Annotated in this window: 15 protein-coding genes and 1 other annotated feature; of the genes, 1 reads left to right on the top strand and 14 read right to left on the bottom strand. The window is 36.8% G+C overall.

The features are described 5' to 3' along the window. Nucleotides 1-283 precede the first annotated feature (283 nt). The 10 genes from NMM26_RS03660 to mecA all read right to left on the bottom strand — a co-directional run bounded on the left by NMM26_RS03660 (nt 284) and on the right by mecA (nt 14,430). Nucleotides 284-3,862 (bottom strand): ATP-binding protein, encoded by a 3,579-nt coding sequence (locus tag NMM26_RS03660; protein ID WP_254753721.1) that lies wholly within the window; start codon nt 3,860-3,862, stop codon nt 284-286. A 222-nt stretch (nt 3,863-4,084) separates the two neighbouring features. After that, on the bottom strand, nt 4,085-4,453 hold the full coding sequence (rplL, locus tag NMM26_RS03655; RefSeq protein ID WP_001196965.1) for a 50S ribosomal protein L7/L12: 369 nt from the start codon (nt 4,451-4,453) through the stop codon (nt 4,085-4,087). A gap of 73 nt (nt 4,454-4,526) precedes the next feature. Continuing rightward, nucleotides 4,527-5,027, bottom strand: a complete 501-nt coding sequence (rplJ, locus tag NMM26_RS03650) for a 50S ribosomal protein L10 (protein ID WP_001287273.1) — start codon at nt 5,025-5,027, stop codon at nt 4,527-4,529. Nucleotides 5,028-5,065: 38 nt separating this feature from the next. After that, nucleotides 5,066-5,201: a sequence feature (ribosomal protein L10 leader region), on the bottom strand. 75 nt (nt 5,202-5,276) lie between these two features. Continuing rightward, nucleotides 5,277-6,536 (bottom strand): TRZ/ATZ family protein, encoded by a 1,260-nt coding sequence (locus NMM26_RS03645; protein WP_000862482.1) that lies wholly within the window; start codon nt 6,534-6,536, stop codon nt 5,277-5,279. A 114-nt stretch (nt 6,537-6,650) separates the two neighbouring features. Beyond that, nucleotides 6,651-8,399: an ABC transporter ATP-binding protein gene (locus NMM26_RS03640; RefSeq protein ID WP_001254274.1), complete on the bottom strand. Its 1,749-nt coding sequence runs from the start codon at nt 8,397-8,399 to the stop codon at nt 6,651-6,653. Between the two features lies 1 nt (nt 8,400). Beyond that, on the bottom strand, nt 8,401-10,125 hold the full coding sequence (locus NMM26_RS03635; RefSeq protein ID WP_000681727.1) for an ABC transporter ATP-binding protein: 1,725 nt from the start codon (nt 10,123-10,125) through the stop codon (nt 8,401-8,403). 60 nt (nt 10,126-10,185) lie between these two features. Continuing rightward, the gene (msrB, locus tag NMM26_RS03630) at nt 10,186-11,124 is read right to left on the bottom strand and encodes a peptide-methionine (R)-S-oxide reductase MsrB (RefSeq protein WP_000818180.1); all 939 of its coding nucleotides are present in this window, start codon (nt 11,122-11,124) and stop codon (nt 10,186-10,188) included. Nucleotides 11,125-11,383: 259 nt separating this feature from the next. Next, nucleotides 11,384-12,253: a homoserine kinase gene (gene thrB / locus NMM26_RS03625; protein ID WP_254753722.1), complete on the bottom strand. Its 870-nt coding sequence runs from the start codon at nt 12,251-12,253 to the stop codon at nt 11,384-11,386. A gap of 1 nt (nt 12,254) precedes the next feature. Continuing rightward, a complete protein-coding gene (locus tag NMM26_RS03620) occupies nt 12,255-13,541 on the bottom strand; it encodes a homoserine dehydrogenase (protein WP_254753723.1) in 1,287 nt (428 codons plus the stop codon). Between the two features lie 151 nt (nt 13,542-13,692). Beyond that, the gene (gene mecA / locus NMM26_RS03615) at nt 13,693-14,430 is read right to left on the bottom strand and encodes an adaptor protein MecA (protein ID WP_049552484.1); all 738 of its coding nucleotides are present in this window, start codon (nt 14,428-14,430) and stop codon (nt 13,693-13,695) included. A gap of 124 nt (nt 14,431-14,554) precedes the next feature. Between mecA and NMM26_RS03610 the strand changes: the two genes are divergently transcribed. Beyond that, on the top strand, nt 14,555-16,033 hold the full coding sequence (locus tag NMM26_RS03610; RefSeq protein WP_000789716.1) for an oligosaccharide flippase family protein: 1,479 nt from the start codon (nt 14,555-14,557) through the stop codon (nt 16,031-16,033). Between the two features lie 90 nt (nt 16,034-16,123). Here NMM26_RS03610 and NMM26_RS03605 read toward each other — a convergent pair whose 3' ends face one another. Genes NMM26_RS03605 through NMM26_RS03590 form a run of 4 tightly spaced genes read right to left on the bottom strand, consistent with a single transcriptional unit; the run spans nt 16,124 to nt 20,986 of the window. After that, entirely contained in the window at nt 16,124-16,936 is an 813-nt protein-coding gene (locus NMM26_RS03605; protein WP_001290853.1) for a phosphorylcholine transferase LicD, read from the bottom strand. 58 nt (nt 16,937-16,994) lie between these two features. Next, the gene (locus NMM26_RS03600) at nt 16,995-19,154 is read right to left on the bottom strand and encodes a LicD family protein (protein ID WP_254753724.1); all 2,160 of its coding nucleotides are present in this window, start codon (nt 19,152-19,154) and stop codon (nt 16,995-16,997) included. A gap of 21 nt (nt 19,155-19,175) precedes the next feature. Next, nucleotides 19,176-20,144, bottom strand: coding sequence for a glycosyltransferase family 2 protein (locus NMM26_RS03595; RefSeq protein ID WP_254753725.1), 969 nt, complete (start codon nt 20,142-20,144; stop codon nt 19,176-19,178). After that, on the bottom strand, nt 20,141-20,986 hold the full coding sequence (locus tag NMM26_RS03590; RefSeq protein ID WP_254753726.1) for a phosphorylcholine transferase LicD: 846 nt from the start codon (nt 20,984-20,986) through the stop codon (nt 20,141-20,143). Before NMM26_RS03590 ends, NMM26_RS03595 begins: the two co-directional genes overlap by 4 nt. Nucleotides 20,987-21,104 lie beyond the last annotated feature (118 nt).

The raw sequence follows: 21,104 nt of genomic DNA, 5'->3' as shown, positions 1-21,104 counted from the left end.
AATTACGGAAACTGACTACCCAGACGGGTAGCCAGTTTTTTCAATTCCTAAAATTTAAGATTCTAATATCCTTTATGCAAAAATATAGAATTCTACCTTTTTCTTTATATAGGCTAATGTTTTTAATATATTTATTGTCTATTTTTGAAAAGACAATAAAACTACTCTACTATAGATTATCATTTCCCACAATTCATAACTCAAACCTAATATTTTGTTATAAAACAGTAGATTTTATTTATTATATCTGGCACCTTAAAAAGTAAGAAATATAAATTAAAATTTAAAACTCTTTTTCCAATTCTCTTTCAATAGCTTTTCGCTTGCAATCAATTAGTTTATTCAAGTACAGTAGCAAGTTAATGTAGTCTATATCAGTTTCAAATATCTTTTTAATTCTTTCTAGGAGTTCTTTTTCTAATTCCAACACTGGAACATGACTACCAGTATAAAAATGTGAATAGGGAGTAAAATGTATTTCTTGGAATGAATTCTTACCAAATCCTTTAGCTCTGAGAAGATTAAATAGTATTAGTTTTTGATTGTTGTTTTCTAAAAATTCTACACCTAGATTGACCAATCTAATTGCAGATTGCTCATTATTTGTTTCCTCCAGTATTTCTAATATGATCTGACTGTCATTTTTTATAATATCATCAATCATATTGTTGTAGTAGTAATATGGCCTATTTATTGCAAAACGGATAAACTTTTTATAAATTTCTTTCTTATCTCTAAATTCATTTATAGAATGTACTACCATGTATTCTGAATTAGAATGACCTATTCTCAATTCATCAATTTTCTTCAAGACTTCTACCGAAAAATTAACATCTTTTTCACCTAATTTTTGAAAAAGATTATAGCTGTGATTCTGACAATTTTCTAAATTTATTAAATACCAAAACTTCAACTCTTTTACTCCAATTAGATTTATTAATTTTGGCACCTCTTCTTCTCTTATAAAATCAGAAATAACAAAATTTGTATTCCCAGCTTTTTGTATTAACAACTCTTTTAAACTAGGATCTTTCAAAATCAATCTCTCAAAATTTAAAATTGTAAAATAACATGGTAAAGAATTAGCTTCTAGAATACTCTTTAATGTTTGTATATCTTCATTTTTAACGTTTTCAAGTTGTGTTAAATAAGCAAGTTGCCATTCATATTTTTCTGATTCTGGAGAGGAAGCAATAACAGACTGCATTGAACTTTCCTCAATATTTTCTAAAAAACTAATCGGATTCCTATTTACAAAATGATAGTTTGATTTAAACATATAATTTAGAAATTTAATCTTTTTATCATTTTTTGATAGTAAAAACATATTGAATAGTACTAGCTCAATGTTATTGTCATTCATAAATAAGCTATGTTTGAATTGATTTGCAAAATTAAAAATTTTAAGCCAAACATTTGAATAGCTATTTGCAATTTGTTGTAGTTTAATTTCAGCAGCATCATAAAACCAAGCATGGTTAGGATTTGTTAAATTATTATATATTTTTTGTCTGTCAGAAATTATATAATCATCAAAAACAATCGGTAAGTTTTCTTTCACTTCAGCTTTATGCAAAGAATAAACTATTTTTTCTCCAATCATAGATAAGTTTTTAATGTCATTAAAAAATAATTTCCTAATATTTCTCAAATCTCCAAGGATAGTATTACGATGACTTTCTGAATAGGTCAAAATTTTTCTTCTGTAATCATATAGCATTTTCTCAATATAAAATCTAGTTTCACAACTCCCTATATTATACAAATTCGCTAAAAGTTTTAGTATACTTCTATGATACTGTTTTAATTTTTCACTATCCGGGACTTTATAGCGCCCAAAAGTAAATGTCTCTTCATGAGCTTCTGTTCTTTCGATTTCAATTTTAATATACTGCTTCAAAATTGTCACGATTAATTCTTGGTTATAACTTTTTGTCAAATCAAGATTAGCAAGTTCAGAAATGGTATTTTCAGCCAAGGTATAATCAATATATTCTCTTTCTGTAACCAACCCGTAGTTTGCTTCAAGAATACTATAAACCTCAGAAATTTTATTAGGATTTTTATCAAAGTACTTTAACAATAATTGGAGAATTTGACTACAATATTTTGTCCGTGTAGTTACAAATACAATATTTAAAACTGAATCCTCAATAGATTCCTTTTTATCCTTCTGATTAATAAAATTAGTCTTTGTATAAGCCTGAGACTCTATATTATCAATTTTATTTTTAACGTGTGAAATTGCTTCTAAAGGAAGTAATACTCCAAATTGTATTAAAAACTTTTCTTTAAGTTCATAACTTTCAAAATTACTTTCATTGTAATAATATGATTTAACTGCATCAGAAACGCTTTCTACATCACTCTCTTTCCTAATAAAATTGGAACATTGATTTAGTATTTGAACAACTCTTTGATCATTTACTGGATATAACTCATGTAAAATTTCTAAAATTGATATTTTCTTGTTAATTAAAAACTTGATAACTATATAATCATCTAATGATTGATCTGCTATCTTTACAATTTTGTCGTTATAAATATTACACAACTCTCTCTCGTGAAGCTTCTCCACTGCACTCTTAAAGTCAGTATTTGTTATATCAGTTATTTTTAGTAATTTTTTGAATTCCTGGTTCTCTTCTAAACTTTCCAGCCTAATCTTTTTTAAGTAAGATAAAATAAATAAAGTCTTTTGTTCTGCATAAATAATGTTATTTTTATTTAAAATTTCTTCATAGTAATCTTTTAAAATATCAGTCTCGTCATTAAAATTAGTCAAATCCCTAGAGCTAGATAACTTCGCTGCAATGACTGCAATACGCGGATTGCTTTTAGATATCGTTTTTATATGTTCAATTTCTTTATTGGTGAAATCGTTTCGAGAGAATTGATTGAGTAATTCCTTAAAATTATCATCTTTTATAAGTTCTGGCTCAATATTATTGTACCCATAAACTTTAACATTATTGATTACATCTTTTTTAGCATAATCACGTACCGTAAGAATAAACCGAATATTACTAGTCGTGTTCAGTAGCCCAAGTGTAGAAATATAATTTTGTGTAGTATTAACATCATCAATAAAAACAATATTTTCTTTGTGTAAATTTAGATTGCGTTTTACATCTTGGTAAATATCCTGATTATTGCTCTTGACACAAATAATGTTATACTTATTTCGGTCAAGCAAAGAGCAAATTTCAATTGCAAATCTAGTTTTCCCTGTTCCAGGCTTAGCAGATATTAAGAAGATTCGTTTTTCACTTGATTTAATGGTATTTATAATTTCACTTACATCTCCAATATAGTCATTTGATATAGGTGCATTAGTTTTACTCTCATCATGAATTCTTATGAAGTCATTGATAGACCAAACTTGCTCTGTAGATTCACTGATTGATAGATACTCCTTTGCTAAATATTGAAAATCTATCTTTGTAAGATCATTAGCAATTTCATTAATTCCAATCAATTCTAGCTGATAAGGTTCAGCCATTTTTTCTAGATCTTCTTTTTGTTTAATTGTTATATTTGAAGAAGTATGACAACAAATAAGCCTCCCAACTTTATCTTCAGCAATATTTTCCTCTAAAATTTTTTTCTTAACTGACTGAATGTCTCCTTCTAATTTAGATATTACAGACTTATGGGTGCCATACATAATATAAACATATTTACCATCTTCGTCAGCGTAAGAATCTGGGATCCCTTTAGTTGTTTTATCTGTTCCTTCCTGTGAGCCTAATGAAACAATATTAAAATTGTATTTTCTACTTAGGTACGCGTCACCTAGTTTTTGAAACTTCCCTCCCTCTAGCTCTTTAATATGTTGCTCAATTTTATTTCTTAAACTCATTATAAAAACCTTTCCAGATAAGTATTTCAACATAATTATATCACACTAGTCAAAACCATAAGGTATAGTTTAATTAACAAACTCTTGTACTACATTAATTTAGAGTAGTAAACCAATTATACAAAAATTATTGCTTTCCTGAACAACTATATAAAAAGAAAACCGCTACTCCCAAGAATAGCGGTTTAATCATGTTTTTAAGCTACTAATGTAGTTACTCTATTATTTAAGAGTAACTGAAGCTCCAGCTTCTTCCAATTTAGCTTTGATTTCTTCAGCTTCTGCAGTTGCAACGCCTTCTTTAACAAGTGCTGGTGCACCATCAACAAGTTCTTTAGCTTCTTTAAGACCAAGACCAGTGATTTCACGTACAACTTTGATAACGCCAACTTTTTTGTCGCCTGCAGATGTCAATTCAACGTCGAATGAATCTTTAGCAGCACCAGCGTCAGCAGCACCAGCTGCAGCAACAGCTACAGGAGCAGCTGCAGTTACACCAAATTCTTCTTCGATAGCTTTTACAAGGTCGTTCAATTCAAGGATTGAAGCTTCTTTAATTTCAGCAATAATGTTTTCAATGTTCAATGCCATTGTTATTTCCTCCAAATATGTTTTAAATTTATAATAGATTTTTCGTAGCTAGGCTACGCTGCGTAGCTTAAGATTAAGCTGCGTCTTCTTTGTTGTCTGCAACCGCTTTGACTGCAAGAGCAACGTTGCGCACTGGCGCTTGAAGTACAGAAAGGAGCATAGAAAGAAGTCCTTCGCGGTTTGGAAGAGTTGCAAGAGCAAGGATCTCTTCTTTAGATGCGACAGCGCCTTCGATTGCACCACCTTTGATTTCAAGTGCTTCAGCGTTTTTAGCAAAATCGTTCAAGATTTTCGCTGGTGCGATAACATCTTCGTTAGAAAATGCTACTGCAGATGGTCCAACAAATACTGATGCAAGATCTTCAAGACCAGCTTTTTCAGCTGCACGACGCAAGATTGAGTTTTTAATCACTTTATACTCAACTTCGCTTCCACGAAGCTCACGACGAAGAACTGTATCTTGCTCAACTGTCAAACCACGAGCGTCTACAACGACGATAGATGCAGCAGCTTTCATTTTTTCAGCTACTACGTCAACTAGTTCCGCTTTTTTAGCAATAATTGCTTCACTCATTAGTGTGTTCACCTCCGTTATTATTTTGCTTGGGGAATTTTTCCAAAAGAAAAACGCGCCCAAACCTAGACACGAAAGTACAATACGCTTCTTTTTACATGATACGTTTTGTCCTCGGTAGGATACTTATGAGTCGAGCTCCCCTACTGTCTTAGGCAGTTTTTTCAAACCGTATATAAGTATAGCATAGTCAAAAAAAGAATGCAAGATTTTTGCAAACTTTTTTTAAAATTTTTCGTGATTGTTCTTTTACAGTTCTACTGTCAGGACTCGGCCTTGCTTCACAACCTGTTCTCCGGCGATATAAACATCATCTACATCACTGGATTTAACAGCATAAACCAGGTGAGATAGCATATTTTCTTTGGGTTGGAGATGAATTTTTCCCTGTGGTTGAATAACCAGAAAATCTGCTTGCTTGCCAACTTCCAGACTTCCTATCTGTTCTTCCATTCCTAGGACCTTAGCCCCTTCGATTGTCAGTGCCTTAAGAGCTGTTTCGATTGGAAATTGGCTAGCATCTCCGCTCTTCATTTTCTGTAGTAGTGCGGCTGTCCGTCCTTCCTCAAACATATCTAGATTATTATTGGAAGCAACCGAGTCAGTCGCAATTCCGACTGCTACACCTGCTTTTTGGAGTTGGATAATTGGAGCAATTCCTGAGGCCAGTTTGAGATTACTGATAGGATTGTGGGCGATAGCCACTTGAGAGGTTGATAAACGTTCAATTTCTCGCTCGTTTAATTCGACCCCGTGAGCAAAGACAGACGGATGCTCTAAGTAACCCAGTTCTTCTAGAAAGGCGAGTGGACGTTTACCGTATCGTTTCAGGATAATGCCTGATTCCTCCTTGGTCTCCGCAACATGGATATGGATTGGAATATTCAGTTCTTTCGCCATATCTAAGCTCGTTTCCAGCAAATCTCTACTACAGCTGTAAGGAGAGTGAGGAGCTACCATAACCTTGAAATTTGGATTTTCATATCCTAAGATTTCCTCGATGATGCCTCGTGTTCTAGTAATGGTCTCAGTAGTTGTTTCTGCCTCTGAAGAAAAGAGGGTCGGTGAGAAATAACAACGCATCTTAGAATCTTTCACTGCCTGATAAATCCGCTCAATATCCACACCATTGGGATTATACATATCATTAAAGGTTGTTGTTCCTGACTGGAGCATCTCTGTCAGAGCTTCTTTGACCGCCTTGGTAGTCATGTCGGGAGTAAACTCAGCTTCTGCTGGCCAGATATAGTCATTGAGCCATTCATGAAGATTGCTATCATCTCGAATCCCCCTCAAACCTGTCATAGCAGAATGAGTGTGACAATTAACCAAACCAGGCATGATCCAGGCTCCCTGATAGTCTATAATCTGCTCAGCTTGCTCTAAAATCTCTGACTTCTCTTGACCGATATACACGATTTGAGAATCCTTAACAGCTAAGATTCCATCTATATAGACATGGAAATCTTGATCACAAGTCACGATATTTACATGCTGAAAGACTTTCATACTAGGCTCCTTTTCTAAAAGACAATTTAAAGTGAACAATTTTTCTAGCTATTGTAACAAAAAAGTCACCCGAAGGCAACTTTTTTTGTCCATAAGATTTCAAAGTAGAAAGGATTAGTCAGAGCTAAAAGCTGCAGCTTGTTGCATTTGGTAATACTTGCCCTTTCGAGTCATGAGATTCTGATGATTGCCATACTCAACGATGTCACCATCCACCAAGACTAGAATCAGATCCGCATCTTGAATGGTTGACAAACGGTGGGCGATGATAAAACTTGTGCGCCCCTTCATGAGCTTAGCAAAGGCATCCTGAACCAGCACTTCTGTCCGTGTATCGATAGAAGAAGTCGCCTCGTCTAAGATAAGAATCTTTGGAATAGCCAGAAAGACACGCGCAATGGTCAAAAGTTGAGCCTGACCGGCAGAGAGAGATTCACCTGCATTTTCTAGCTTTGTATCATATCCCTGTGGCAACTGTTGGATGAAAAAGTCTGCATTGGCTGCTTTGGCAGCAGCAATCACCTGCTCCCTACTGGCATCAGGATTTCCAAAAGCAATATTGTCATGAATGGTCCCTTGCTTGAGCCAGGTTTCTTGAAGCACCATTCCAAACTGCTGTCGAAGAGAGGCACGACTATAATCATAAATGGATTTCCCGTCCAGCAAGATATCTCCTGAATTAATGGGATAAAAACGCATAAGAAGATTGATAAGCGTTGATTTTCCGGCACCTGTCGGGCCAACAATAGCCACCTTGCTACCAGCTGGGATGTCAATAGATAAATCCTTAATCAAAATCTTTTCAGGATTGTAACCAAAAGAGACCTGTTTAAAGGAAATTGCTCCCTTAACCTGGTCACTGGTCAAGACTTCCTTACCTGTTTCAACCACTTCAGGACTTTCTAAGACAGCATAAACACGCTCTGCACATGCCAAGGCACTTTGCAATTCGGCTAAAACTGAAGAAATATCGTTAAAGGGTTTGGTGTACTGTTGGACATAGTTCAAAAAGGTCACTAAACGCCCGATGGTCAAGGTAGACCCCATCATGATACGATAAGCTCCTACTCCAGCTAGAAGAGCATAAATGAGCGCATTAACAAAGCGAGTCGAAGGATTGACCGTTGAAGAATAAAAGATGGCTGACTGAGAGTAGCTTGAGTAGTTGTCATTAGCCTCACGCAGCCTTTGGATAAACTCTGTTTGAGCATTAAAAGACTGGATAATCGTCTGTTGGCTAAGCGATTCTTCAATCAACTGGGTCTGAATTCCCCTCGTCTCTGTTTGCTTCTGAAATAGATGATAGGAGCGTTTAGCAATAAAGCGTGAGATTACCATAGATAGTGGCGTCAACAGCAAGACTAAGAGGGTCATGAGGAGATGAATTTGGAGCATGGCTAGAATACTAACCAAAATCATCAAGACGCCAATGAAAAATTGGTTAAAAATCATGGTCAAGCCAACTGCTAACTGTTCTATATCCGTGGTTACACGACTGACCATTTCTCCACTGCCTTGCCGATCTACAAAAGAAATCGGTAAACGATGGAGCTTATGGATGATTCGCTCTCGCAAGTTTCTAGTATAAGAGAAGATTAGGCGATTATAGAGGAGAGGATTGACCCATTGAACGAGAGTATTTCCTATGACCACCAAAATCATCTGAATGAAAATGTGCCAAAAAACTGATGATGAACCAGTCACTAGGACTTGGTCGATGACCTGCCCAATCAAGATAGGTAGGTAGATTGATAAACCAACCTGAGCAATAGTTCCTAGAAAGGCTAAGAAAAGGAGGAAAGGATGGCTTGCTAAATCTTTGGCCAAACGTATGAACGTCTGGTTTGCAGTTTGTCGTCTCATGCTAGTCCTCCTTTCCATGTTGGGATGCGTTGATTTCACGATAGACTTGACTGGACTTCATCAAGTCCTCATGCTTGCCGATAGCTAGAAGCTCACCTTTTTCCAAGAGGAGAATCTGGTCAGCCATCTGTAAAGTCGAGGTTCGTTGAGAAATCAAGATTAAGCTTGTATTTGGTAAGTTTTCTCGGATAGCTTTCAAGAGCTTGGACTCAGTAATGGTGTCGAGGGCCGAGGTCGCATCATCTAGGATGAGAAATGGAGCTTGGCGCAAGACTGCTCGAGCGATCGACAACCTTTGTTTTTGTCCACCTGAGAAATTTCGTCCTCCTGCCTCAACTAGGGTATCTAAGAGCCCTTCCTTTTCACTAACAAAATCCTTGGCTTGTGCAATTTCCAAGGCCTGCCATAGTTCTCGGTCAGTTACTTCTTGATCTAAACCTAGAGTCAAGTTGGAACGAATAGTTCCCTTAAAGAGTTCAACCTTTTGGGGCACATAGGCAATCCAAGACCGCCACTCCTCCAAATTACGAGGACTAGATCCATCTCGATAAAGGTCAATGCTTCCCTTATCTGCTGGATAAAGTCCAAGGATGAGTTGTACCAAGCTTGATTTACCAGAACCCGTTCCCCCAATAATACCAAGGATTTTCCCTTGAGTCAGGTCAAAGGAAATATCTCTCAGAGAAGGCTGGGCCGCATCAGGATAGGTAAAGGTCAGTCCTTGAACTTGTAAAACCTGATTACTAGTAGTTTGCTTTTGTTCTAATTCTAAATGGATATTTTCTGGAGCTTCAGCAAAGACTTCCTCGATTCGCTTAGCAGAGATATAGGACTGGTTTAGGGAATTTATCAGCATAGCTAGCTTGACCAATTCCACCAAAATCTGTAGGAGATAGTTGATGAGGGCAATAAGAGCACCTTGACTGAGTAAGCCTCCTTGTATAGAAATATAGCCTTGCCAGATGATAACGAGAAGAGTTCCATTGACAATCAGATAGGTCAAAGGTGTTAATAAACTAGACCAGAAACCAGTTTTCTCTTGTAATCTAGCATAGACTTGGTTAAGGATTTGAAAAATCTGTAACTCTCGTTTTTCTTGCCCAAAAGCACGAATAACTCGCATCCCTTGTAATTGCTGGCGCGTTTCTTGAACCAATTGGTCCGTTTTCATTCTGAAACTGCTGTAGAGAGGATTGACCAGTCGAGAGAGGCCTACAATGATAATGGTCAAAATGACAACCATGACTAAAAACCAGAGAGTCAACTCAGTTGAGATTCGATAGGCCATAAAGATAGCTCCAAAAACGATAATTGGTGCTCGCAAAAAGAGACGCAGGAATTGATTGATACCAGTCTGAATCTGGTAGGTGTCCGAAGTCAAGCGAGTCACCAAGCTCGAAGTTGTCAAACGGTCTCTGCTGTCCTTAGGCAATGAAAGAATATGACGATAGAGGTCGTCTGTCAGTTCTTTGGCAAATCCTACCGCTGCCTTGGCTGAGTAAAACTGAGCTATCAAGGCCACTACAACGCCAATCACTGCAAAGATAAGGAGCAGACCAATCTGCATCCAAAGATGTCCTTGATTTCTCTGAGGCAAGGATTGGTCAACAATTCCAGCAATCACCATGGGAACCAAGAGCTCAAAAACAGCTTCTAACAGCTTGAACAAGGGGGCTAAAATTGATTCCTTGATGTAGGGTTTGAAGTAAGATAATAAGTGTTTCATAAATCCCTTCTATTCGTATACTAGAAATAAAGAAAGTGGGAATCGCCCACCATCTCTGTTTTATTTGTTTAAGTAAGGCAATAAATAGCCATATCCTGCCTCTTCCATCTCATCCTTGGCTACAAAACGCAAGGAAGCCGAATTAATACAGTAACGGAGACCACCTAACTCCCGAGGGCCATCTGTGAAAACATGCCCCAAGTGAGCATTGCCTGACCGAGAACGAACTTCTATTCGCTCCATTCCATGGCTCAAATCCTTGTAGTAGTGAATCAATTCCTTAGAAATCGGACGGCTAAAACTTGGCCAACCACATCCTGAAGCAAACTTATCCTTGGCAAAAAAGAGTGGCTCACCCGTCGTGATGTCTACATAAATCCCTTCTTCAAAGGTTTGGTCATAGGCATTGCTAAATGGAGCCTCTGTAGCAGCTTCTTGGGTGACACGATAGGACTCTTCTGATAAACTGTCCTTCAACATTTCTTGACTAGGTTTTTCATAGTTTGCTGCATCAATCAATGGCTTCTCAGCATCCGCCACATCGATATGACAGTAACCTGAAGGATTTTTCTTAAGATAGTCTTGGTGGTAATCTTCAGCTAAGATATAGTGGCGAAGTTTCTCCACCTCTACTGCAATCTTTCGACCCAGCATGCGTTCCTGCTCCTGCACCACAGTGTAGATAGCTGGCAAATCTGCTTCATCTTGGTAATAAATCCCAGTTCGATATTGGCGACCACGGTCATTCCCTTGTTGATTGATAGATAAAGGGTCGATGACACGGAAATAATAAAGCAAAATCTCTCTGAGTGACACTGCCTTCTCATCGTAAATTACTTGAACCGTTTCTGCATGGTCTGTTTCCTTGAGCAGCTGGTAATTGGTCGTTTCGACTTGTCCATTAGCGTAGCCAACACTGGTTGCTAGCACTCCAGAAATGCGGGAAAAATACTCCTCTAGGCCCCAAAAACAACCGCCTGCTAGATAAATTTCTGCCATCTTTATTTCTCCTTTATCAAGTTTTTAACTAATACTCCTCGAAAATCTCTTCAAACCACGTCAGCTTACATCTGCAACCTCAAAATAGTATTTTGAGCTAACTTCGTCAGTTCTATCCACAACCTCAAAACGCTGTTTTGAGCAACCTGCGGCTAGCTTCCTAGTTTGCTCTTTGATTTTCATTGAGTATAAACTTCTTTTCAAAAAAAGGATAGGAAGCCCTCTGGTCAAGTGGTTTCCCCATCCTGTCTTCTATTCTTTATTTTGCTTCGACACGGACACCTTGGGTATCAACTTTCAAGCCATGCAGTTTTCCTTTGAAGGGTTGCTTTTCCAATTCAGCTTTAATCTTCGGCATCTTGTCATGAGAAGCCAAGACCATAACTGTCGGTCCAGCACCAGAGAGATAGGTTGCATAGGCACCATTTTCTTTAGCCACTTGCTTAATCGTCGCAAATTCTCTTACCAAGTCCTGACGATAGCGCTCATGGAAGAGGTCTCCCTCGATTGCTTGCCCAGCGGTCACCATGTCTCCTGCCAACAAGGCTGCAACCACCACATTGGCGATAGAACTGGCAGCAACAGCTTCTTTGTAAGACAATTTCTTAGGCAATACACCACGGCTGTCTCGAGTACGCAATTCATAGTTTGGAATGTAGGCTAGGAAATCACACTCTGGAAAGTCTGCTACAATAGCAGAAACTTGTCCATCAACAGAGCTTGCAATAACGAGATTACCATAGATTGCTGGAGCCACATTGTCAGGATGTCCTTCAATCTTAGTCGCCAACTGCAATTTTTCATGGTCTGACAAGTTGAGCTGACCCAGTTGGTTGGCTAGCTCAATCCCAGCAACGATAACCGAGCTAGAAGAACCCAAACCACGCGCCAAGGGAACATCACTGGTCATTTTCAAGCGTCTTGGTTGCAAGTCCGGTACAATTTGCAAAGCAATTTTGAGCAAGAGATTACGCTCGTCATGTGGAATCCATTTGCCAATCTGGTGTTCAATCAACCACTCATCTCGTTCTTCGCAGACCTCAATTTGAAGATACTTGGTTACAGCTACACCGACCGAGTCAAAACCTGGCCCGATATTGGCACTGGTTGCAGGTACGATAATCTTCATCTTATTCTCCTAGCACCTTGAATGTATTCAAGAGGTCGAATTCTGAAACCTTCTTCAATTCAGCTGAAACATTTTCAAGCTGGGCTTTATTAATCTTATGTGTGATGATAACGACACGCGCCTTATCACCTTCTTTGCCATCTTGGAGAATTTGCTTGAAGGAAATATCTTGAGCGTTGAAAATCTCAGCCAATTTCAAGACCTGACCTTTTGAGTCTGGAGCCAAGATTGAGAAATAGTAGTTTGCTTTAACATCCTCAGGATTTGCCAAGACCAAGTCACGGCTGTATTCGTTGAAGTCTTTTCCAATTGTTCCATCATTCAAGCGACGAACGATACGGACAATATCCGCCACAACACTTGTTGCAGTTGGTTTTTGACCAGCACCTGGTCCATAGTACATAGACTCACCGATACCAATAGATTCTACAAAGACAGCGTTCATTACGCCATTCACACTAGCAAGTGGGTGTGATTTAGGTAGGAAGGTTGGAGTTACTTCTGCAGCAATCCCTGAAGGAGTTTCCTCGATAGAACCAACCAATTTCACTACATAACCAAGCTCTTGAGCTACAGCTACATCTTCTGGTGTGATGTTACGAATTCCCTTGTGGGCTACGTCATCGAAGGCAACCTTCATGCCAAAGGCAAATTGGCTCAAAATCACCATCTTGTAGGCTGCATCAATCCCATCTACGTCATTTGTAGGGTCACTTTCTGCAAATCCTAGACGTTGCGCTTCCGCAAGAGCATCATCATAAGACCAGCCTTCTTCGACCATCTTGGTCATCATGAAGTTGGACGTTCCGTTGACTACTCCAAGCACGCGCGTAATTTTGTCAGAAGCCAAGGAATTTGCCAAAGTACGAAGAATTGGAATCCCACCAGCTACTGCTGCTTCATAGTAAAGTGCTACCTTGTTAGCTTTAGCGATTTCTAACAGTTCTGCACCATGGACAGCCAAAAGGTCCTTGTTAGCAGTAACAACGTGTTTGCCAGCCTCCAAGGCACGAGTGATAAAGGTCTTAGCAGGTTCGATACGACCCATCAATTCCACTACGATCGTAATGTCTTGATCTGACAAAATATCATCCACATTGGTTACAAAGTTAAAGTCATTCCCTGCTGCAAGCAAGCGGTTCTTTTCATCTTCATCCTTGACCAATACCTTAGCAACTTCAATCTCTGAATGTGCTGATTGATTGATTTTTTCTCCATTTTCCTTTAGGAGGAAAGGCACACCACTTGCAACGGTACCAAATCCTAGTAAAGCAATTTTAACTGTCATGTTTGTCTCCTCGAAATTTTCTAATATAGCCATTATAACAGAATTTTATGAAAATTCCTATTATAGTAAATCACTATTTCAGTCTAGAAAAGAAAAAACGAATCAGACGATTCGCTCTTCTTAAAATCTAGAAATAGCTTTCCAGAAATGATTATCCAATCTTTTGCAGATTAAGTACTGCATCGTGATTCATCAAGACTTGACCATATTCTTGCAAGACTGAACGACTGATATCACTATCGTCTGCAAACTCGCGCATACGGGCCAAAAGCCACGCTGGATATGGACTTGGATGATTTTCAATATCCACTAAAATGGTCAAATAATAGCGCTCATTCATCTTGTAGAGTTCAGAAGTTTCCATCTCAAAAGTCACTGTCTTAGCAAAAGACACCAAGTCAGCCAACTTAGCAAAAGAAAGGATGTAATAGATGTAAGGCTCTTTCTTACTTTCAACTTCTTGTTCAGCCTGCTCTTGCTCTTCTTCCTTGGCTTCAACCTGCTCTAGAGATTGAATGGCTTCGATATCATCCTTAGTTTTGTCTGCGATGCTTTTTTCCAAGGTTTTGATAAATTCATCTGGCGACATTTGAGCCAATTCTTCCATGTCTGGCAAATCCGATAAGTCTTCAAAATCTAGATTTTGGTCAATCTTTGATTTGGTTACAAAAACATCAACCTTATCAGGTTTTGGAGTCACACGGAAGCTCAACATACCTGTATCCAAAAAGCTCTCAGGCATCTCTAACTCATCCAAGATGGCATAAAAGAACTCTTCTGTTTTTTCTTGAGGAACAAGAAAGTCAGCAATCTCCATGCCACGATCCATCAAATCCTCTAAAGACATCGTGATTTTCAAAGTTGTATCACTAATTTGTTTCATTTTCATTGCTAGTAACCTCATACTTTCAGTTCTATCTATTATACTAGATTTTTACGATTTTATCAAAAGAATGGAGCGAGAATGTGATATAATACTAGAGACCATTTTACAATACAAGAAAGAAAGTACAATGAAAAATATAAAAGTTAATGCACTGGCTAGCTTACTAGTCAATGTTCTCAATATCGTTTTTCCGCTGATAACCAATCCTTATCTGACTCGGATTCTCAGCAAATCCAATTACGGTTATTTCAATACCGCAAATACCTGGGCTAGCTTTGTCATTCCTTTAGCCGCATTTGGAATCTATAACTACGGAATTCGAGCTATCAGTAAGGTCAAGGATGATAAAAATAAAATCAACTATGTTTTCTCTAAGTTATTCTATATCTCCATTATCACATCTGTTCTAACAACAAGTATCTATTTCCTATTTATTTATCTGGATAATAGTATTGAAAATTTGAAAGAACTCTACTATATACTTGGTGTCCAGGCTCTCTTCCAATTCCTTTATATCGAGTGGATGAATGAAGCTTATGAAAATTATGCATTCATCTTATACAAAACATTGGTTATTCGTATTGCCATGTTGGTCGCTATCTTCACCTTTGTAAAAACTCCAAATGATATCGTACCTTATGCAATCATCATGAGTGCAACGACAATTCTCAACTATCTACTCAGTTTTCTCTGGATTAAACGAGAAGTTTCCTTTGTTAAGATTGGTCTTGTCGAATTAGTCAAAGCATCTAAACCACTCTTGACCATGTTGCTTCTAGCTAATGCCAATATGCTCTACACCTTACTTGATAGAATGTTTATTACCAAAGGACCTGATGAAAACTACATTTCTTATTACACCATTGCTTCTAGCATCGTTATGTTGATTGCCAGTGTCCTGAGTGGAGCTATCAACGTTAGTATTCCACGTCTCGGCTACTATCTCGGTAAGAAAGACTACGAATCTTATAAAAATCTTCTGAACCAAGGAGCTGCCCTCTTTTATTTCCTTATCATTCCAACCAGTATTGGGATTATGGTATTAGGGAACTACGCTGCAGTCATCTACTCTTCTGAAAAATACCTTGAAGCTGGTATTGTGACTAGTGTCTTCGCTTTTCGGACTATCATTTGGGCTATTGAGTTGATTCTTGGTAAACAAATTATCTTCATCAACGACCACGAAAATCGTTTAACAGCCTTTTACTTTATTGGTGGCGGCGCTAATATCCTACTCAACAGTCTCTTGTATTTCAATAATATTTTTGCACCAGAGTATTACATTGCTACTACTATTATTGCAGAAACTGTAGTTGTTCTACTAGAAATTTACTTTATCAAGAAACATCATCTGCTTGACTTAAAAGAAATCTTTACTACTTTAACACGCTATACTATTGTATCCCTTGGATTCATCCCGATCTATTTTGCGTTTAAATTCCTTTTCCAAATCAACTCTTATACAGTTAACCTCAATATGATACTCATGGTACTCTCGACTGTTGCAACCTGTGGAATCTATTATCTCTTGACGCTATTTCTTACCAAAGATAAAACACTCCACTATGCACTCAATCTTGCTCTTGCTAAGATTAAAAGAAATTAAAAAATCACCTACCTATCTAAAACAAGGAATATCCCAGTAGATAGGTAGGTGATTTATTTTATCGAATTATCAAAACAACTTGCTCATAAATTAATCAATCCAGTAATTTTTATCAGTTCCTGGATTTTGATTTTCAATAGGCGGAGGAGTCATATAGTCTTCACCAAACTCGTAAACCAGAATCTCATGGAATTTTCTAGGAACCTTCACAAGAATATTCTCATATGGCATTTCAATTGTATCATATAGCCACTCTTTCTTAATTCCACTTGGATAGTAAGAGTCATAGGTAGTACATGCAAGATCTGTAGACTGCTCAACATCATATTGCAAAGCTAACTTCTCTAATTTTTCATTCCATTTCTGTGGAGAAGTCAGTCTAAAAATTGTAGATGCAAAATAACGTGGTAAATTTTTGACACCTCCATTATCTATTTTGACTCCTTTAAAATTCAGAGACGAAAGTCGAATAAATTGTTTATAAAGCCTCATCTTTTTTCTATCACGTTCATCTGTAACAACACCATCGTATGGGAAAATGTCAACACAAGTACCTAGAATAACCGACTTATCTAAAAGATTAGCATCTCTTCTTGTCCTCACATCATAAACTCTCATATATGTATAAGGGTAGCCTTTTGTTTCTCTATATGAAATTAATCTGTAATAGGGATGTTTTTCATTTTTTAATATCTCATAGAGCTTTTCAAATTCATCTCGAGCCAAAGAAATATCGGTATCATCATCCCAAGGAATAAAACCTTTATGGCGTACAGCTCCTAGCAAGGTTCCAAAATCAATAAAATACTTGATTTCATGTTCCTCACACAATTCATGCAAATAATTTAAAATATCTAATTCAATTTGTTTAATTTCTTCAAGAGTCAAAATTTTCTCTGACATCTATTATTCACTCCTAATCTTTTTATATCGAGTCAATGGTTTCTTCATTTCAATAACATCATTGGGATACCTTAATAATTTTCCACAATTGAAAATCATGATGAGAGAACCTTAGCTCAACTGGTGGCAGTTGCGTATAATCTCCGTAGTCCGAGGTCAGAATTTCATGATAGTCTTTTGGAATCATAAATTCCTTACCTTCGAATACACCCGTAATAGTTTGATTCAACCACTCCCGCTTCCAGACTGGTTTATTCATATCTTTATAAATAAGATAGTCAACCAACTCGTAATCATCTACTTTTCTAGATTTAGCAAGCTCATCAATGCCTCTAATATACTTATTCGTATTTGTGAAATAGAAGATAATGACTGATATATAGCGAATTAAAGAATTTAATAGACTTTTAGTATTGGTAATCCCTTTAAATGTATAACAGCTTAATTGACGTTTTTTTATAAGTCTCGTCATTTTATCTTTAAAAACCGAGTCATCCTCGTAACCATCTACAGGGAAAATATCTACATAAATTCCCATATTGGAATCAATTCGAACATCTTCTTCTAGTAAATAAGTTTGATTATCCTGCACTTTCATGAAGGGATAGACATAGTTGAGATTATTTTTATAAGACATCACTTCGTAACGTTCATCAGGGTTAGCGATAAGATAGTCTTGCAACTTTTCATAATCTTCTCGTAACATACAGATATCCATGTCATCATCCCAAGGAATAAAACCTTTGTGACGAACCGCACCGATAAGACTGCCATAAGCTAGGAAATATTTGACACCAATTTTCTGACAAGTTTCATGAATGTATTCCATGATTCCTAGTTCCATCTGTTGAATCTCTCTAATATCAGTTACTTCCTGGTAACGAATACCTTCATCACGTTTGCAAACAACTAATCCATAACCAATAATCAACCAAAAAATAATATTGATAAAGTTAGTTGAGTACATAATCTGACTTTCAAATAATTGACCGAACAAGATGCCAAAGAAAAGAATCATAATCAACTTTTCAGAGTTCTTTTTGGAAACAATCAAATAAGTCAAAAAGCGCTTAATTACATATCCTAGTAGAAGCAGAAAGGATACTAAACCTAAAATTCCAGAACTAACAAATATCGTTACCAAAATGTTATGGAAATTTCCACCAATAAGAGAATTTTGAATTTCGAATTTACTGAAATATTTTGTGTAATAATCTGGAACATTCCTTACACCGTAACCAAAAATTGGTTTCGCACTTCCCATTTTTATAGCATTTTTCCAAATATAAGTTCTACCACTAGGTGTTGTTTCTATTAGATGAAGTTCACCTGTTTTTTTTATAACTGAAGAATCCGTTTCTGCATAAGATTGTCCTTTATTTAAGTCTAATACAGTCGCTTTCCCCGAAGATATGTAAATAGAAGTTACATAACTCAATCCGATGTTAGTAGCAGAAACAAGTAAAGCAGAAACAATAAATATTAGAAATCGCTTAGCTAACTTGCCCCTGTTAATAAAGAAACTATAAAACCCAATCATTAACACTAAAGATAATAAAGCACCCCTACTTTGCATGGTTGCGAAATAAACTAATTGAATCACATTATTCAGTTTAAGATAGACAGAATATTTACTTCCTTTATGAATCAAATACATAGCCAAAACAATGCTAATATATGAAAAAATTGCACTAGCATTGGGATTGACAATTCCCCACAAACGCCCATTCATAACACCATAGTAATAAGATTGCTGTCCAATTTTAAATAGGATAAGTACTTTACTTACTAATAATGTAAATGCAAAAATCGCAGAAGAAAAAGAAATAATTTGAATAGTGTAAGCAATCCAATCAAATAATTTCTTTAATTGACCTGATTCTAACATGGTAAATAATAAAATATAGGTTACCATAAAGAGAATCTCAATCACATTTCCAATCAAATGTCCAGAGCGATTGAAAATAGCTGATAACAGATGACTTCCAGCCAATAGACCAAATAAGGACAGAAATTTACGATCTACTATGATTTTTTTCCACTTAAACAATAATGTATAGCAAATATAAAACAATACAATTGCTGATAATCCCTTATAAAGAGGATTGGCTATCTTATAAACTAGTGAACTCATACTTAAAATCGAAATAAAAACAAACAGATATGAAACCCATAGTTTTGATTTTTCAAAGTATTCATTCATTATTGGAAAATTCATTTTCAACTCCTTCTCATAATATTAGTTTCTTAATCCAACAATTTTTTTATATATCCATGGAGAAAAGACAAGTGACAGGACAGCTATCTTACGAAATGTGGTGAAATAAATATCCTTCCATATTTCGTGTCGATGCTGAATAATCCAAGTCCTTAGTTCGACTTTCTCCTTTTGATACTGCTCAGATGAAGTAAATATGATTTTATCGTAGACTGTGATATATGACCAACATTCTCTATTTTTTAATTCATATTTTAAACGAGGAAAGGCTTGTGATACTTGAGCAATGATGTTCTTATAAACTTCTATCGTGTCAAATACATACCGATTAACAGATGTTGTCGCACTTCCCTCACGATGATCATAATAATAAATTGGTTTGTCAATAAATACGCTACTACATCTTGTCTTTAATAGCAATTCAGTTAAAAACAAGGCATCTTCTGCTAGATGGTAATCTGTATTAAATTTCTCATCTACCAGCAGGTCTCTCTTAAATAGTTTTGCGACTGGAAAGAATGATGTCTTAGTGGTCATCAGTAATTCTTTCATGGTTTCTTCTGTTGACCAAAGTTCTTTTCTACCAGAATACGGGGGTAAATCTGTCACTATTCCATTTTTGATATGATGTAGAGGAGCAATCACAAAACCTACATTTCCTCCCTCAACTGCACTAGCTAAAGTAGCTAGGTAATCCTTGGTGACGAAATCATCACTATCTACAAAAGTTATCCAAACACCCGTCGCTAGCTGAATTCCAATATTTCTGGCATTAGAAACACCAGCATTTTCGATATGGTAAACCTTGATATTTTCATACTGATATGCTAAATGATCACAGATTTGTGCACTGGAATCAGTAGAACCATCATTTATTAGGATTAGTTCAAAATTAGTATAAGTCTGATGAAGAATTGACTCCACACATCGCTCCAGGTAGGCTTCTACATTGTAGACTGGAACGATAACGCTAATTTTTTCACCCATCATGCTCCATATTCTCCCTTATATTCTGTATAAGACTTATCCATATCAGCGATGACAGCATCATGATGTGGTAACTGCTTGTCTGCTGGTGGAGGTGTCATGTAGTTTCCAAAAGCAGTGCTGAGATAGGCATCATAGCCAACTGGAACGGGCATCTCTGTCTCTTCAAATGGCAAGAAAAGATTATCCTCAAAAGATTCGATTAGGTACTTATTTCTCATGTAACCAGGCCCGGAGCATAACTCCGTGATTCCATCGCTCTCAGCCAGATTGTACTTGGTCATTTCTTTTTCAGCTTTTTTCCATATGCGATAACGGAGAGCTTTTGGCGTTACCCCCAGTAAAATACGGCTTCCCCATTTCATTACTGCACCATGCTTTTCTGGAATAGTTTGCGCACAAAAGAGTGAATAAATCAGTGCCCAGCGAACCTGCTTCTTTCGCTCAGCTGGATTTTTCGGATAATAATCCAAAGGTAAAACATCCAAGGCCAGACCATGTGGCAAATCCAAATCCTGCTGATAAGGTTTGATACAGGTGGTCTCCTTGTCGCGAATGGTAATAAAAAGATTGCGGTCGACAAAATCCTTGTCACTCTTTGACAGGAAATAACGCTCATCTGCATAACGAGGCCATAATTCTGCCAATTTCTCATAATCCTTACGAGGCATAAAAAAGTCTAGGTCGTCGTCCCAAAGAATGAAACCCTTGTTTCGAAGGGCACCAATAGCACCTCCACCACAAAGATAACAAAGCAAATCATGTTCTTTACAAAAGGCCACAAAATATTCAGCCATCTCCAGACTTCGAGCCTGAATTGCTTTTAAATCAGTCATATTGTTCATTATTCTTTCTATCGTATCGTTCCATTATACCACAAATAAGGGATGAAAATCTATTGCAGACTGTAAAAAATCAAAGCCTGACTGCTAGATAAATAGCCTTCAAACTTTGATTTTTCTA

Source organism: Streptococcus sp. CF7_Ac1-8 (assembly GCF_024295435.1).
Lineage (GTDB): Bacteria > Bacillota > Bacilli > Lactobacillales > Streptococcaceae > Streptococcus > Streptococcus mitis_AP.
Note: the sequence above shows the minus strand (reverse complement) of the source record. Positions and strands in the feature narration are given on the sequence as shown.